Origin of the sequence: Candidatus Electronema sp. JC, assembly GCF_048287365.2 — a bacterium.
Classification (GTDB): domain Bacteria; phylum Desulfobacterota; class Desulfobulbia; order Desulfobulbales; family Desulfobulbaceae; genus Electronema.
In genome coordinates this window covers 1-14,671 of the sequence record NZ_JBLWEM020000052.1, presented here as the reverse complement: position 1 = coordinate 14,671, position 14,671 = coordinate 1, and the positions used below count along the sequence as shown (strand labels likewise).

Below are 14,671 nucleotides of genomic sequence, written 5' to 3'. Positions count from 1 at the left end.
CTGCTTTTCCCTTTGCAATCTTGCTATGAATATGGCACTATTCGCACGATAAATTGCAATTTTGCTGTGCGAAACGACAGTTGCGGCCTGCGGAGTCTGGCCGCATTTCTGTCAGCGAAAATTACGAAAAAAACCTTATCTTTTTCACAACATCACATTGGAGGCTGCAATGGGAAAAGCGCTGCAACACAAGGCCGGATCAGTTTTGGTGGTCGGCGGCGGCATCGCCGGCATACAGGCCGCACTGGACCTGACTGAGCTGGGATATTACGTCTATCTGCTCGACAAAGCCCCGGTGATCGGCGGGGTGATGTCGCAGTTGGACAAGACATTTCCGACCAACGACTGCTCGCTTTGAATTCTCGCGCCAAAATTGGTGGAGGCCGGTCGGTCTCCAAACATTGAGATGGTCACCAATGCCGATCTGCTGGCATTGGATGGAAAACCAGGCGAGTTCACAGTCAAGGTGCGGCAGCGTCCGCGCTACATTGACGCAGGCAAATGCACGGCCTGCGGTTTATGCACCCAGTATTGCCCCAAACATCTTGAGGATGCCTACAACGAAGGGCTGGCTCTAACCCGCCCGATTCACATTGACTACGCGCAGGCTGTGCCTGCCACCTATTACATTGATCCGGCTGCCTGTCTGCATGTGCAGCACGGCACCTGCCAAATCTGCGTGCCAGTCTGCCAGAGTCACGCCATTGACTTCAGCCAGCAGGCGGAGGAGTTTGAGCTGCATGTCGGCGCAGTGGTGCTGTCGCCGGGTTTCGGCAGGATCAATGAGGAGACGCTGGCCAAATTTGCCTACGGCCAGCATCCTGATGTCGTCACCTCGGTGGAGTTCGAGCGGATGACCACCGCCTCTGGGCCGTTCCTCGGCGAGATGAAATGCTTCTCCGACGGACGGCATCCGCACTCCATCGCTTTCATCCAGTGCGTGGGGTCAAGGGATTTGGGCTGCGACAACGGCTACTGCTCCTCGGTCTGCTGCATGTATGCGATCAAAGAGGCGATGGTGGCCAAGGAGCACGATCCCTCGGTGGAGATCAGCATTTATTACATGGACATCCGCACCCAGGGCAAGGAGTTCGACAAGGCCCGGCAGCGGGCGGAGAGCATGGGGATCAAGTTCATCCGGGCCAAGGTCGCCGGGGTCACGCCGTGGGAGAACCGCCTCCAGCTCACCTATTCCACCTTGGACGGCGGCCATCAATTCAAGGCATTTGATCTGGTTGTGCTCTCGGTGGGTCTGGAAGCTCCAAAAGACGGACAGAAGATTGCTGACATCACTGGCATCGCCCTCAATCAGTACGGTTTTGCCCGGACTGAGACACTGGCTCCGCTCAAGACCCAGGTTGAGGGAGTGATAGTCGCTGGAGCCTTCCAAGGGCCGAAGGATATTCCCGAATCCGTCACTCAGGCTTCCGCAGCCGCAGGCATTGCTGCCGGGATGCTGGAGCAGCAGCGCGGCATGGGCATTGTTCACAAGTCCTATCCTGAAGAAAAGCCGATGGATGAGGAAGTGCGCATCGGCGTGTTCGTCTGCCGCTGCGGCATCAATATCGCCTCGGTGGTGGATGTCAACAAGGTCGAGAACTCGGTCGAGGGCATGGAGGGCGTGGTCTATCATACCGACTCGCTCTACTCCTGCTCGGCAGACGCAGTGCAGACCCTCAAGGAGCAGATCATCGAGCACCGCCTGAACCGGGTGGTGATCGCCGCCTGCTCGCCGCGCACGCATGAGCCGCTTTTCCAGGAGACCCTGCGCGATGCGGGCCTCAACCGCTGCCTGATCGAGATGGTCAACATCCGCGATCAATGCTCTTGGGTCCATGCTGGCGAGCCTGCGGCAGCCACCGACAAGTCGAAAGACTTGGTGCGGATGGCTGTTGCCAAGGCCAGAGGAATGCGGCCTCTGCCGGAGCAGCGGGTGCCGGTCACGCGCCGCGCCTTGATCATCGGCGGCGGCATTGCGGGAATGACAGCGGCCCTGACCTTGGCCCAGCAGGGCTTCCCCTCGACACTGGTGGAGAAAGGGCCGGTCTTGGGCGGCGGCTCATCGCATCTGGAGCAGATGGCCGCTGAGGTCAAGGGCAACGCGCTGGTTGATGTTCTGACCAACGCCGAGCTGACCGAGTTCTCCGGCTTCATCGGCAACTTCTCCTCGGTGATCAGCGAAGGCGGGGAGACGAAACACACAGTTGATCACGGGGTCATGCTCATCGCCACCGGCGGCCATGAGAACCGGCCAGCCGGGTATCTGCTCGGCGAACACAGCAGTGTCCTCACACAGAGCGAGCTGGGCCAGCGGCTGGCCGCAGGTGAGGCCCCGGCCTCGGTGGTGATGATTCAGTGCGCCGGTTCACGCGGCGACGGCCTGAATTACTGCTCGAAAACCTGCTGCACGCAGGCGGTGCGCAACGCCTTGCGCATCAAGGAGCTGAATCCGGCCAGCCAGGTGGTCGTCCTTTACCGCGACATGCGCACCTACGGCTATGCCGAGGATGCCTACCGCGAGGCCCGGCTCAAGGGCGTGCTCTTCATCCCCTACGAGCTGGAGCGCAAGCCGCAGGTCTTCGAGCAGGACGGTGCAGCCCACGTCCGCTTCTTTGATCCGCTGTTGCAAGAGGAGCTGGAAATGGCCCCGGAGCTGGTCGCCCTGTCGGTCGGCCTTGTCCCGGACGGCACCGAGGAACTGAGCAAACTGCTCAAGGTGCCGCTGACCGCTGACCGCTTCTTCTTGGAGGCCCACGTCAAGCTGCGGCCTGTGGAGCTGCCGGTTGCCGGCATCTATGTTTGCGGCGCGGCGCACGGCCCCAAGCCGGTGGACGAGACCATCGCCCAAGCCCAGGCGGCGGCGGCTAAAGCGGCTATTCCCTTGGTCAAAGGCTCGGTCACGGTTGATCCCATCGTTTCTGTGGTCGAGCAGGACAAGTGCATCGGCTGTGGCCTCTGCGCCAGCCTCTGCCCCTTCGGCTCCATCGAGATGATCAAGGGCGAGGACGGCAAGCGCAAGGCGCGCACCATCGCCGCCTCGTGCAAAGCCTGCGGCATCTGCTCCAGTCATTGCCCAACCTTCGCCATCGCGATGGGCGGTTTCACCAACGAGCAGATCATGGATCAGATCGCGGCCTTTGGCGGCACGGCGGTCAAGGCGAAGGAGCCGGTTGCGGCGTGAATATTGCAGGGGCGGTTCGCGAACCGCCCTTACGGCGAATCAACCCTTTCGAGGTATATATACCATGAGCGAATTCAATCCCAAGATTCTGGGCTTCCTCTGCAACTGGTGCTGCTATGCGGCAGCCGACGCGGCAGGCGTGTCCCGCTTCCAGTATCCGCCCAACCTGCGCACCATCCGGGTGATGTGCACAGGCCGCGTTGATCCGGCTTTCATCCTGCGCGGCTTCATCGAGGGCGCGGACGGCATCTTTACCGGCGGGTGACAACCCGGAGAATGCCATTACCAGGTTGGTAATTACGACGCGATGGGTGTGGATGCGCTGGTCAGAAAGGTGCTGGAGGATGTCGGCATCAGGAAGGAGCGCTATGATTTGGAATGGGCCTCAGCTGCCGAGGCGCCGCGTTTTGTCAAGCTGATCACCCGCTTCACCGAGCAGATTCGGGATTTGGGGCCGTTAGGCAAGGCGGAGGGCTTGTCTCAGGACGAGCTGCGGCAGCGGCTGGAAAAGGCCCTGGCTGCGGTGTCTGACCAGAAAGTGCGGGTCAGCTTCGGCAATGCCAGCAAGGCGGTGCGCAAAGATGCCGTTTGGACGCGCGAGCACATTGACGGGCTGATCACGGACAAGGTGGCCAAGACCTTGGACAAGGCTTTGGCGGCCTGATTCAGAAAGTTGCAGCGCGATGACAAAGCGTCGGCACCGTCTATCTGGACGATGCCGACGCTTTTTTGATTTTTCGAGACACAGCCTTCAAGTCAGCCGCGCCGCTTGCCTGTCCGCTGCCGCAGCAGCTCCCGCCATTTGAGCAGCCGCTCTTTGACCACCGCCTCATAGCCGCGCTCTGTGGGCTGATAGAAGGTTTTGCCTGCAAGCTGCTCCGGCAGATGCTCCTGCGCAGTCAATGCGTCCTGCTGATCATGCGCATACTGATAGCCCTTGCCATAGCCGAAGTCCTGCATCAGCTTGGTCGGCGCATTGCGCAGATGCAGCGGCACCGGCAGCGAGCCGCTCTGCCTGATTTCCGCCCGCACCTTTTTTTCTGTCATATACAAGGCGTTGCTCTTCGGCGCGGTGGCAAGATACACCACAGCCTGATACAAGGCAAGTTCTCCTTCCGGCGAACCAAGCAGATGATACGCTTGGCGACAACTCAGAGCCACTTCCAAAGCCCTCGGATCGCTGATGCCGACATCCTCGCTGGCAAAGCGGATCAGCCTGCGGGCGATGTAGAGCGGATCCTCACCGCCAGCCAGCATCCGGCCCAGCCAGTAGCAGGCCCCGTCCGGGTCGCTGTCGCGCAGACTCTTGTGTAGGGCCGAGATCAGATTGTAATGCTCCTCGCCGCTCTTGTCGTAGCGCAGCGTCCGCTCTTGCAGTACCTCGCCAACAATCTCAGTGCTGATGCGTCCTGTGCTATTCTTCATGGCTAAAGCCGCCGCTGTTTCAAGGCAGTTGAGGGCGCGGCGGCAGTCGCCCTCGGCAAACTGGGCAATCAGCTCAAGAGCCTGCTCGTCAGCAGTCAGTCCTTGCCCGCCAAGCCCTTGTTCAGCATCGTCCAAAGCTCTGCGCAGGATCTGGGCAATGTGCTCAGGAGTCAACGGCTTGAGCAGCAGTACCTGACAGCGGGACAGCAGCGGGGCGATGACTTCAAAGGAGGGATTCTCGGTGGTTGCGCCGATCAGGGTGAGCAGGCCGCTCTCCACATGTGGGAGAAAGGCATCCTGCTGGCTCTTGCTGAAGCGGTGGATTTCATCGACAAAGAGAACCGTGGCCGCCTCCTGCCGTCGTGCTTCAGCCTGCTGCACGATCTGGCGGATTTCCTTCACCCCGGAGAGCACTGCGGAGAAGAAGACAAAATCAGCCCGCACGCTGCTGGCAAGAATGTTGGCCAGCGTGGTCTTGCCAGAGCCGGGCGGCCCCCACAAAAGCAGTGACGGCAGCCTGCCGCCGCTGATCAGATCATGCAGCAGTCTGCCCTTGCCGACTAAGTGCTCCTGTCCGGCGAAGTCAGCCAAAGAGCGTGGCCGCATCCGCTCGGCAAGGGGACGATTTCGGAGGCTCTCCGTCATATATGTGTTTCTTTCCGAATACAGCGTACTTGCTCACGCAAGAACTCAGGGGCAAAATCTGCGCCGTTGCTCCATGACAGGGTATGCCCGTCCAAGGTGAATGACTTGAAAAACGACACATCTTTCAGCGGTTCAAATATCTCGCCATGTAATTCAGACGACAAGTCTATTTCACCTTCTGCGCCATCATTGAAGGCCAGCCATACTTTGTAGCCATCAAGATATTTTGCCTGCTCAACATGTATGAACATTGCTGCTACGACACTTATCTAAGGCTCTATTGTCGATCTATCTCTTGAGACCAGTCTGTATTTTTCCACCACGTGATAGTGCCTCGCCTTTTTGAAGGCCATGCATCTTGGAATATACCAGTCATTGTAACTGCGTAATTTTTTTCATCTCGATCTATAGTGACAGTCAATATTCCTTCTTTTTGAACACTTGTGTCTACTGGATTCCTTTGGTCAGATCGGCGAGCTTCATACGCAATCACGAGTCGTCCATCGTCCTCAAGCGTGACCGCAGTGCTTTTCCACATAGTTCGTGACAACGGATTCAAATCTACATCATAGTTTTTGCCATTAAAGCTAATATGCCAAACCCCTTGACTAATATTTGTAATGCCTCTGCGAATATATGACGCATCTGCCGGAGAACGATATTCGTGGTACCATTTACCGCTAATATTGTACTCTTTAAGGAGGAGCTTCCAACCTTTTCTCTCGTAGAACCAGATCAACAAGTTGTATAAAAGCATATAAGTAGTAGTAGCTGCAAGAAATGGTATTGCGTAGGCAAGCCACTTAGGTAATTGCAAGGCTGTAAGATTTTTAATAGTAAAACTTTGTACAGTTATAGCAAATAATGCTGAAAAATTACATGCTCGTGCATACCATTTTACGAAAGGACGCATTAAATTATTCTCCCGACAGGTTCAATAAATCACATGCCACATCTATAAGGATGTTGTTTGGTCCAAACCCATCAAATGGGTCTGAATCCATGCTGATATCAACTTGTAATCGAAAATTGCACTCTATCCATGACGAAAAAGATCGGAGCGGCACCCTCACCTTGTTGGGGAGAACTCCCGCCCTCCCCAACGTCCACCCCTTCCAGCCCCCTATTCTACCCCTCCACATCCAAAATATCCACCAGTCTGCCGTCATAGTCGTTGCGGATCATCGTTCTGAGCGCGGCATATCATTGCTCCTGCTTGTCAGACGGTTATGATACCGCTCTATGCGGCCCTAACATGCGGTGATGCAAACAGTTTCGCTGATTAGGCCAACATACGGCAGCGCCTGCCTTTTGTCAACAAAATTAGGGCGCGGAAGGGCGGCGGCATACATGTGGCATGTTTGCGCCCTAAAGAACCGCTGCCGCGCCGATTTTGAATTCTTCCTGCCGCGTTGCCATTGCCTTTCCGCCCGGTTTGCTGCTACAATCTGTTCTGAAGACCGGTCTTCCTTCTGCACCGGCCCGGAACCGTTCCGTCAACGAAAACAGCCAGCCCAAGAGACTCCCATGCTTCTCGCAGTCAATGTCGGCAATTCGCACACCGTGACCGGCGTTTTTTATGATCAGGCCCTTATTCACCAGTGGCAGCTCAAGTCAGACGCTGGCAAGACCGCCGACGAGCTGGCCATCCGCTACCATTCGCTCTTCCAGATTGACGGCATCCAGAAGGAGGACATCACCGCCTTTGCTGTCAGCTCAGTGGTGCCTGCCTTGGAAAGCTCCTGGCTGCTCTTCGCCAGCAAATATCTGACCAGCTGCGTCAGCCCGCCCTTGGCTGTTTCGCACCGCACAGACACCGGCCTGAGCATCCTCACCGCCAATCCGGCGGAGCTGGGCGCGGACCGCATCGCCAACGCTGTGGCCGCTTGGGAGAGTTTCGGCGCGGCGGCGATTGTTGTTGATCTTGGCACGGCCATCACTTTCGACTGCGTGAGCAACAAGGCGGAACACCTTGGCGGCGCGATTTGCCCCGGCATCGGCATCGCCTTGGACGCGCTGGCCGAGCGCACGGCCAAGCTGCCCCGCGTCGAGCTGAACGGGCGGCCAGAGGCGGTGATCGGCGGCTGCACGGTCGATGCCATCCGCTCCGGCGTGCTGCACGGCTCCGGCGGGATGATCGACCGGATGGCGGAGCTGCTGGGCAAGGAGATGCGGGAGCGCGGCGCGGCAGGGCCGGAAGAGAAAATCAATGTCATCGCCACCGGCGGCATGGCCGAGCTGATCACGCCTTACAGCGCGGCGGTGGAGTTTGTTGATCCGATGCTGACCCTGACCGGTCTGCGCCTGATCCACGAGCGGAGCCTGCGGGAGGCGGAAAATTGATGCGCCAGCCGCTGCTGCCCCCGCGCCTTCAGCCCGGCGACACGGTCGGCATTATTCATCCGGCCGGGCCGGTGCGCGACGAAGAAGGTTTTGCGCAGGGCCTGCAAGTTCTGCGTGATTTCGGCCTGCATGTCCGCTGCGAGCCGCCGGACGGCTCCGGGCCGGATTATCTCGCCGCTGACGACCGGCAGCGGCTGGCCGAACTGCACCGGCTTTGGGCGGACGAGGAGATCAAGGCGTTGATTGCAGCGCGGGGCGGCTACGGCTGCCTGCGGCTCATCAGCAGACTGGACTGGGATTTTCTCCGCGCCAAGCCGAAATGGCTGATCGGCTTCAGCGACTTGACGGTTCTGCTCAACGGAGTCTTCGCGCAGACCGGCGTGGTCACGCTGCATGGGCCGATGATCAGCACCCTTGCCCGCGCTGAACGGGACACCGTGCTCCGGTTCCAAGAGTGCCTGCGCGGCGAATTTCAGCCCTGCGTCCGGCCTGCGGGCTTGGAAATCCTGCGCGGCGGCTTCAGCCAAGGACGGCTGGCCGGCGGCAATCTGACCACGCTGACCCATCTGCTCGGCACGCCGTGGCAGCCGCAGACCGAAGGCCGCATCCTCTTCCTCGAGGACACCGCCGAGCCGCTCTACAAAATAGACCGGATGCTGACCCATCTCGCCTGCGCCGGTCTGTTCGACAAGCTCTCCGGCCTGATTCTCGGCCTCTTTGATCCCGGCCACGACGACCGGCTGGAAATTCTCCGCCTCAACGAGCAGGTCTGGCAGCGGGCGCTGGAGCTGACAGCGGCGGTCAAATGCCCGGTCTGGGGCGGCTTTCCTGCCGGGCATCAGCGGGACAACTACGCTCTGCCCGTGGGCATGGAGGCGGTGATGGACAGCTTCAGCGGCAGCCTCGACTTTCTGCCCCAGTCCTGCCGCCAGCCCTGATGCTCTGCCGCCCCTGCGCCAAGACTGTGGGCCTGCTCCTGCTCCTGCCGCTCGGCTGGGGCCTGAGCCTGCTGCCGCTGCTCATCGTCGCGCCGCATGTGGAGCTGCGTTTCCTCCTGCCCGCGCTGGCCGCTTGGGCCGCGCTCTATCTGCTCCCCTGTCCTTTCTTTTTCCGTTGGATTATCCATTCCGCCTGGTTTTTCCCCGGCGAAGGCGAGCCTACGCTGCAAGAAGTGCTGGAGTTCATGCTCCTCGGCGTGAACGAGCTGCCCAACCCGGTGCGGGCGGAAAGGAAAGGGCGGAACATCCGCCTGAGCTGGCAAATTGACGACCCGGTCTGGTGCCAGCGGATGGCCTTGGCCCGGCTGCGCCAGCAGTACGAGCTGACATTGACTTTTGATGCCGCTTCCCGCACCGTCACCATGCGCGACCGAGTGCGGCCTGCGGACTTCTCCCTCTGCCCGGTCAAAGTCCGCACCGGACTGCTCTCCGCGCCGCGCTTCTTCTGCTGCGTGCGCAGCGGCCCGGAATTCGGCATCAGCAACTTCGAGCAGACCGCGCCGGAAGACTGGCGCTTCAGGCCGCAGGAGCTGAAAAGCCCGGTCTGCAACACCATCCTCCGCAACGGCTGGAACGTGCGCTTTGAGCTGTCCTGATTGCAACATTCAATGCGCAGGCCGGTAGTCCATCAGCCGCTGCTGCGGCGTGAACCCGGCATCGCTGATCAGCCGCCTGATCTCCTGCTCCGAGAGGCGGAAGCTGACTCCGGCGGCGGCGACCACGTTCTCCTCAATCATGGTCGAGCCGAAGTCGTTCGCGCCGAAGAAGAGCGAGACCTGCGCGATCTTCGGCCCCTGCGTCACCCAGGAAGCCTGAATGTTGGCGAAGTTGTCCAAGTAGATGCGGCAGAGGGCCAGCATCCGCAGGTAGGCAAGGCCGGAGGTCTTCTCGACATCGGCCAGCGCGGTGTTGTCCGGCTGGAAGGGCCAGGGGATGAAGGCCGTGAAGCCGCCTGTGCGGTCTTGCAGGCTGCGCAGCCGCTCCAGATGCTCCAGCCGCTCCTCCCAGGTCTCGATGTGGCCGAACATCATCGTCGCCGTGGTGCGCATTCCCAGATGGTGCGCCTCCTCCATCACCGCAAGCCATTCGTCCGCCGAGCACTTGCGCGGCGCGATCTGTCGCCGCACCCGGTCTGAGAGTATCTCCGCGCCGCCGCCGGGCATGGAGTCCAGCCCCGCCGCCATCAGCCGCTCCAGCACGGTCCGCGTCGGCAGGCCGGAGAGCTGGCTGAAGTGGCAGATCTCCGGCGGCGAGAAGCCGTGGATGTGAATGCCGGTCGCCTTCATGCAGCGCAGCATGTCCTCGTAGAACGCCAGCGGCAGCTCAGGATGCAGCCCGCCTTGCAGCAGTATCTGCGTCCCGCCCAGCTCCTGCGTCTCCCTGATTTTCGTCAGCAGCTCCTCTTTGCTCAGGACACTGCCCTGCGGGTCGTCCGGCGCCTTGAAGAAGGCGCAGAACTTGCAGGCGGACACGCAGATGTCGGTGTAGTTGATGTTCCGGTCAATCACGTAGGTGACGACGCGCTCCGGGTGGAGCCGTTTCCGCACCGCGTCGGCAAGAAAGCCGAGCTGGTGCAGGTCGGCCTCCGCCGCGAGCCGGAGGAAGTCTTCTCCGCTGAGACGTGCTCCGGCAAGGATTAGGCCGATGAGTGCTTGCATGGTCATGGTGTTGAATTTTCAGTGTCGTTATAGCTGCGTCGCCGCCGCCAGCCGGCTGATGCTGTCCCAGTCGCCCTGCTCAATCAGTTCTGGCGGGGCAAGCCAAGAGCCGCCGACGCAGGCCACATTGGCAAGGGCCAGATAGTCCTGATAATTGCCCTCCCCGATGCCGCCGGTGGGACAGAAGGTGATTTTTGGAAACGGTCCGTGCAGCGATTTAAGCATCCGCACGCCGCCTGCCGCTTCCGCCGGAAAAAATTTCAACGCGGTGAAGCCTCGCTCTTGCGCCAGCATCAGTTCGGACGGAGTGGCGACACCCGGAATAAGAGGGATCGGGCCGTTGTGGGCGGCGGCGAACAGGGCAGGGGTCAGACCTGGACTGATGGTGAAGCGTCCGCCCGCCTGCGCCACAGAGCGCAGATCGTCCGGGTTCAGCACAGTGCCGGCGCCGACAAGCATCTCCGGTAGTTCCTGAGCGATGCGGCGGATGCCCTCCAGCGCGGCCCCGCTGCGCAGGGTGATCTCCATCACCCGGATGCCGCCGGCCAGCAAGGCTCTTGCCAGCGGCGCAGCCTGCTCCGGCTTGCCCAGCTCCACCACCGGAATTACCGGACCTGTGCGGAGAACGTCCAGCGCAGACAGCTTCTTGTCGTTTTTTCCCATGCCTCAGCTCCTTTGTCCGCCCGCTTGGCCGACGCGCTCGCGGCAGCGGCGAGGAACAGAACAGCGGGCAATCAGTTGAAATTTTATTCCGCCAGCAAAACCGCCGCTGTCAGTTGCCGCAGGACATGCAAGCTCTTTCAGCGCAGCGTCCAAAGCCAGTTTAACCTTTGACGAAGCGGCTGGCAAAACTAAACGCAGGATGCTGGCCGCCAATTTCAGAAACGTTTTTGTGCGGCTCAGACAAGATCTTCCGCCGGGTCAGCAGTCATTGTTATAGCCATTGACAATTTGTCAATTTAAATTTAGCATGTTGCGCTGGGTGTCAAAAGTCAGTCCGGCGGCTGATTGGCATGTGCCTGAGGATGAGCCGGAACGCATAAATCTTTTTTATCAGTTTCAATAGATTGCCACAACTGCGGAGCGATTGTTTTTCCCGCTTTTCATCAGCTCATTGCATCCGCCGCGCTCCGTGGCTGCTGCCGGTCTCCAGCCCGCCTGTGGCCGACGGCGGCATTGCGGTTCAGGCAGGCATCATCGCAGCGGCCGGCCCTTTCCGTGAAGTCCGGCGAAGCTGGCCCGGCGCGCAGGTGATTGATCACCCGGACTGCGTGCTGCTGCCCGGCCTGATCAACGCGCACGCGCACCTTGAGCTGTCGCATCTCAGCCAGCTTGGTCGGCAGCCTGCGCCGCCATCCTTTCCCGCTTGGATAGAAAGGCTGCTGGCAGCGCGCAGCCAAGCCGCAGCGGATGAGGCGACAATTCTTCAAGCCGCACGGCAGGTGCTGGCGGCACAACAGGCGGAAGGCGTTGTCGTCCTTGCCGACATCTCCAACAGCGGCCTGACCAGTCAGCTTGCAGCGGATTACAGCGGCAGGCTGTTGGTCTTCAAGGAATATCTCGGCCTGCGGGCAGACAGCGCGACGGCGGCCCTGCTCCGCCTTCAGCAGGAAAGCGAAGAGCAGCCCTGCACCGGCCATGCGCCGTATTCAACCCATCCTGCCTTGCTGCGCGGCCTGAAAGCGCGGGCAAACCGGCTCGGCCACGTCTTTCCGATCCATACGGCAGAGTCTTTTGCGGAGATCGAGCTGCTGCGCACCGGCGGCGGCCCCTTCCGCGCTTTCCTGACAGAGCGCGGCCTTTGGGACGGCGCCTTCCAGCCGCTCGGCAAAACAGGAGGGGCTGTTCATTATCTGCGTCAGCACGGCCTCTTGGACAGCCGAACGCTCTGCGTCCACTGCGTGCATATTGACGCGGAAGAAATCGCCCTGCTGGCTGAAAGCGGCGCGAAGGTCTGCCTTTGTCCGGGCAGCAACCGCAGCCTGGGCGTGGGCGCCGCGCCGCTGGCCAGCCTGCTGCGGCACGGCATCCTGCCCGCCATCGGCACAGACAGCCTGGCCAGCAATCCGGAGCTGTCTGTATGGCGGGAACTGCGCCTGCTGGCGGAGGAGCAGCCAGGCGTTCCGCCGAATATTTTGTTGGCCATGGCCACGCTGGGCGGGGCAGCAGCTTTGGGCTTGAACAAGCTTGGCAGCTTGGAGACAGGGAAGGAAGCCGTCATCTTGGCGGCGCGGCTGGAGCGTGTTCCAGCCAGCGCGGCGGCGGCGCAGGAAGAGATGCTGCTGGGGCCGTCTGCTGTCCAGCGGTTATGACACAATTTGAAGGAGCCTGACAGGCAATGGAACTGATCCTCATCGCCGCTGTGGCGGCCAACGGAGTCATCGGCAGGGGCAACCGCATCCCATGGCAGATTCCCGGCGAGCTGACCCGCTTCAAGGAAATCACCATGGGCCATGTGCTGATCATGGGCCGCAAGACGTGGGACTCGCTTGCCCGTCCTCTGCCGGGACGGCGCAACATCGTGGTGACGCGGGACATCGCGTTCACCGCTCCTGGCGCGGAGGTCGCGCATTCCCTGCAAGAGGCGATTGCCGCCGCCGGACCAAAGGCGGAAAAAATTTTTGTCATTGGCGGCGAGCAGATCTACAGCGTGGCCTTGGACAAAGCGGACGCGCTGCTTCTCAGCCGCCTCGACCAGCCTTTTGACGGCGACGCGTTCTTTCCGCCCTTCCCGTCGCCGCCTTTCCTGCTGATCCATTCTGAGCGCGTCGCCGGGCCGCTTCCCTACACCGTGGAGACGTGGCGGCGGACAGGCCGGTGATATTTTTTACCCGACCGCCTTGACAAAAAGCCACCTGGTGGGATATCAGTTAACATTCGTCCGGCAAAACAGCTTTGCCGGCAACTGAGCAAACCCCAAAAGGAGGATGGAAAGAGATGATTGTCAAGGTGACGATGAAAACAGCCCTGCTGATCAGCGTGCTGGCGCTGGCATTCAGTCAGGCCGCAGCTGCGGGCGGAGTCAAAACAGCTGCCGCAGCCGATTCGGCGGCAGGCTCCTCAGCGGGCGGCAAAGTCACGCCCATTGCCGAGGCCGGGGCAAAGAAAGTCGAGGTCACAGAAGCCTCGTTCCGCTGCCTGCATCAGATGACCAAAGTCGGCGATGTCTATGTTGACAATCTGCTCGGCCAGCTCGACGCGACCAAGGCGGTGGCCAGCTCAGCGGCGGGCGGCATCTATCCTCCCGGCTCTGTGTTGCAGCTCATTCCCGGCGAGGCGATGGTGAAATTAGACAAAGGCGCGCGCCCGGAAACCAGCGACTGGGAATTCTTCGACTTGGATGTGCAGCCGGAAGGCGTGAAGATCAAGCAGCGCGGCGGCAAGGAAGTGAGCAACATGTTCGGCTCCTGCTTTGGCTGCCATACCAATGCGGCGCCGCAGCGGGATCTGGTCTGCGGCAAAGGCAACGGCTGCCCGCCGGTGGTGTTCCCCGACGGCATTGACAATGTGAAACTGACCGCCGCCCTGCAAAAGACCGACAAACGCTGCCCGTCTCCTGAGCCGCTGACAGAGATTGAGCTGGCGGAGCTGAAGAAGTTGCTGAAATGGCTGACCTCTCAAGCCGGACAGCAGTAAGCTCTCCGGGCGGATTCCGCCGCTGACCACAGGCCGTTTTCCTCCGGGAAAGCGGCCTTTTCCACTGTAGGGGCACGGCATGCCGTGCCCCTACAGCTGGGCGCGAAGTGCTGCCAATGCCGCGCGGTCTTTCTCCAAATCAGGGTGGCCTATCTCCTCTTCAAGCTGCGCAGCGCGGCTCATGTATGGCTCCGCCTTGGCAAGGTCGCCCTGCTCTTTGTAGATCATACCAATATTCCAGCTCGTCACCGCTTCGCCTGCCTTGTCGCCAATCTCCTGCCTGATGCGGAGGCTTTGCTCCAGATAGGTCAGGGCAGCGGGGTAGTCGCCCTTGGCATGGTGAAGCGCACCGATGTTACTCAGCGTCGCGCCTTCGCCTGCCTTGTCGCCAATCTCCCGGCGGATGCTCAGGCTTTGCTCCAGATACTTCAGGGCCGTAGGGTAGTCGCCCTGATCATGGTAAATCCCGCTGATGTTGTTCAGCGTCGCGCCTTCGCCTGCCTTGTCGCCAATCTCTGCATGATGCGGAGGCTTTGCTCCAGATAGGTCAGGGCAGCGGGGTAGTCGCCCCGCGCATCGTAAATCTGGCTGATGTTGTTCAGCGTCCTGCCTTCGCCTGCCTTGTCGCCCAGCTCCTTATAGCCATAACCCAAGTTGTGACCTATAACATCGTTTTTTCGATGCCATAGGCCAATATGAACAAGAACACCTTCAATTCAAATCCATGCGACGTGACAGCATGAATATGCGCTGGAAATTTTTGGGCGATGACGCTGAATGCCGAT

Annotated in this window: 15 protein-coding genes and 1 pseudogene; 8 read left to right on the top strand and 8 right to left on the bottom strand. The window is 60.4% G+C overall.

What is annotated here, in order from left to right; translation table 11 throughout:
* Positions 1-61 precede the first annotated feature (61 nt).
* Both ACNKH3_RS08210 and ACNKH3_RS08205 read left to right on the top strand, forming a co-directional pair.
* On the top strand, positions 62-3,181 hold the full coding sequence (locus ACNKH3_RS08210; RefSeq protein ID WP_420208888.1) for an FAD-dependent oxidoreductase: 3,120 nt from the start codon (positions 62-64) through the stop codon (positions 3,179-3,181).
* Positions 3,182-3,245: 64 nt separating this feature from the next.
* A complete protein-coding gene (locus tag ACNKH3_RS08205; RefSeq protein WP_417917094.1) occupies positions 3,246-3,845 on the top strand; it encodes a hydrogenase iron-sulfur subunit in 600 nt (199 codons plus the stop codon).
* A gap of 92 nt (positions 3,846-3,937) precedes the next feature.
* On the opposite strand, the gene ACNKH3_RS08200 is transcribed toward ACNKH3_RS08205, so the two are convergent.
* Genes ACNKH3_RS08200 through ACNKH3_RS08190 form a run of 3 tightly spaced genes read right to left on the bottom strand, consistent with a single transcriptional unit; the run spans position 3,938 to position 6,164 of the window.
* On the bottom strand, positions 3,938-5,251 hold the full coding sequence (locus ACNKH3_RS08200; protein ID WP_420208887.1) for a replication-associated recombination protein A: 1,314 nt from the start codon (positions 5,249-5,251) through the stop codon (positions 3,938-3,940).
* A complete protein-coding gene (locus tag ACNKH3_RS08195) occupies positions 5,248-5,502 on the bottom strand; it encodes a DUF2442 domain-containing protein (protein WP_417917096.1) in 255 nt (84 codons plus the stop codon). The genes ACNKH3_RS08200 and ACNKH3_RS08195 overlap by 4 nt, the downstream gene beginning before the upstream one ends.
* Positions 5,503-5,528: 26 nt before the next feature.
* Positions 5,529-6,164, bottom strand: a complete 636-nt coding sequence (locus ACNKH3_RS08190; RefSeq protein ID WP_417917097.1) for a hypothetical protein — start codon at positions 6,162-6,164, stop codon at positions 5,529-5,531.
* A gap of 614 nt (positions 6,165-6,778) precedes the next feature.
* On the opposite strand from ACNKH3_RS08190, the gene ACNKH3_RS08185 reads away from it, so the two are divergent.
* Genes ACNKH3_RS08185 through ACNKH3_RS08175 form a run of 3 tightly spaced genes read left to right on the top strand, consistent with a single transcriptional unit; the run spans position 6,779 to position 9,188 of the window.
* Entirely contained in the window at positions 6,779-7,594 is an 816-nt protein-coding gene (locus ACNKH3_RS08185) for a type III pantothenate kinase (RefSeq protein WP_420208886.1), read from the top strand.
* Positions 7,594-8,532 (top strand): S66 peptidase family protein, encoded by a 939-nt coding sequence (locus ACNKH3_RS08180; protein WP_420208885.1) that lies wholly within the window; start codon positions 7,594-7,596, stop codon positions 8,530-8,532. Before ACNKH3_RS08185 ends, ACNKH3_RS08180 begins: the two co-directional genes overlap by 1 nt.
* The gene (locus tag ACNKH3_RS08175; protein ID WP_420208884.1) at positions 8,532-9,188 is read left to right on the top strand and encodes a hypothetical protein; all 657 of its coding nucleotides are present in this window, start codon (positions 8,532-8,534) and stop codon (positions 9,186-9,188) included. The genes ACNKH3_RS08180 and ACNKH3_RS08175 overlap by 1 nt, the downstream gene beginning before the upstream one ends.
* A gap of 9 nt (positions 9,189-9,197) precedes the next feature.
* Here the strand turns inward: ACNKH3_RS08175 and mqnC are convergent, their stop codons facing one another.
* Together mqnC and ACNKH3_RS08165 are read right to left on the bottom strand one after the other, a co-directional pair.
* Positions 9,198-10,250 carry a cyclic dehypoxanthinyl futalosine synthase gene (gene mqnC / locus ACNKH3_RS08170; RefSeq protein ID WP_420208917.1) on the bottom strand — a complete coding sequence of 351 codons (1,053 nt, stop codon included), beginning with the start codon at positions 10,248-10,250 and terminating at the stop codon, positions 9,198-9,200.
* A gap of 27 nt (positions 10,251-10,277) precedes the next feature.
* Positions 10,278-10,913, bottom strand: a complete 636-nt coding sequence (locus ACNKH3_RS08165) for a bifunctional 4-hydroxy-2-oxoglutarate aldolase/2-dehydro-3-deoxy-phosphogluconate aldolase (protein ID WP_420208883.1) — start codon at positions 10,911-10,913, stop codon at positions 10,278-10,280.
* 404 nt (positions 10,914-11,317) lie between these two features.
* Here ACNKH3_RS08165 and ACNKH3_RS08160 point away from each other — a divergent pair, with 404 nt between their 5' ends.
* The 3 genes from ACNKH3_RS08160 (at position 11,318) to ACNKH3_RS08150 (ending at position 13,886) form a co-directional block, all read left to right on the top strand.
* Entirely contained in the window at positions 11,318-12,562 is a 1,245-nt protein-coding gene (locus ACNKH3_RS08160) for an amidohydrolase family protein (protein ID WP_420208882.1), read from the top strand.
* Positions 12,563-12,588: 26 nt separating this feature from the next.
* On the top strand, positions 12,589-13,071 hold the full coding sequence (locus ACNKH3_RS08155; protein WP_420208881.1) for a dihydrofolate reductase: 483 nt from the start codon (positions 12,589-12,591) through the stop codon (positions 13,069-13,071).
* A 116-nt stretch (positions 13,072-13,187) separates the two neighbouring features.
* Positions 13,188-13,886, top strand: coding sequence for a hypothetical protein (locus tag ACNKH3_RS08150; RefSeq protein WP_420208880.1), 699 nt, complete (start codon positions 13,188-13,190; stop codon positions 13,884-13,886).
* Between the two features lie 90 nt (positions 13,887-13,976).
* On the opposite strand, the gene ACNKH3_RS08145 is transcribed toward ACNKH3_RS08150, so the two are convergent.
* The 3 genes and pseudogenes from ACNKH3_RS08145 to ACNKH3_RS08135 all read right to left on the bottom strand — a co-directional run bounded on the left by ACNKH3_RS08145 (position 13,977) and on the right by ACNKH3_RS08135 (position 14,539).
* A complete protein-coding gene (locus tag ACNKH3_RS08145) occupies positions 13,977-14,135 on the bottom strand; it encodes a tetratricopeptide repeat protein (protein ID WP_420208879.1) in 159 nt (52 codons plus the stop codon).
* A gap of 60 nt (positions 14,136-14,195) precedes the next feature.
* Positions 14,196-14,351: pseudogene (locus ACNKH3_RS08140) on the bottom strand (tetratricopeptide repeat protein); the annotation flags it as partial.
* Positions 14,352-14,365: 14 nt separating this feature from the next.
* Entirely contained in the window at positions 14,366-14,539 is a 174-nt protein-coding gene (locus ACNKH3_RS08135) for a tetratricopeptide repeat protein (protein ID WP_420208878.1), read from the bottom strand.
* Between the last annotated feature and the right edge of the window lie 132 nt (positions 14,540-14,671).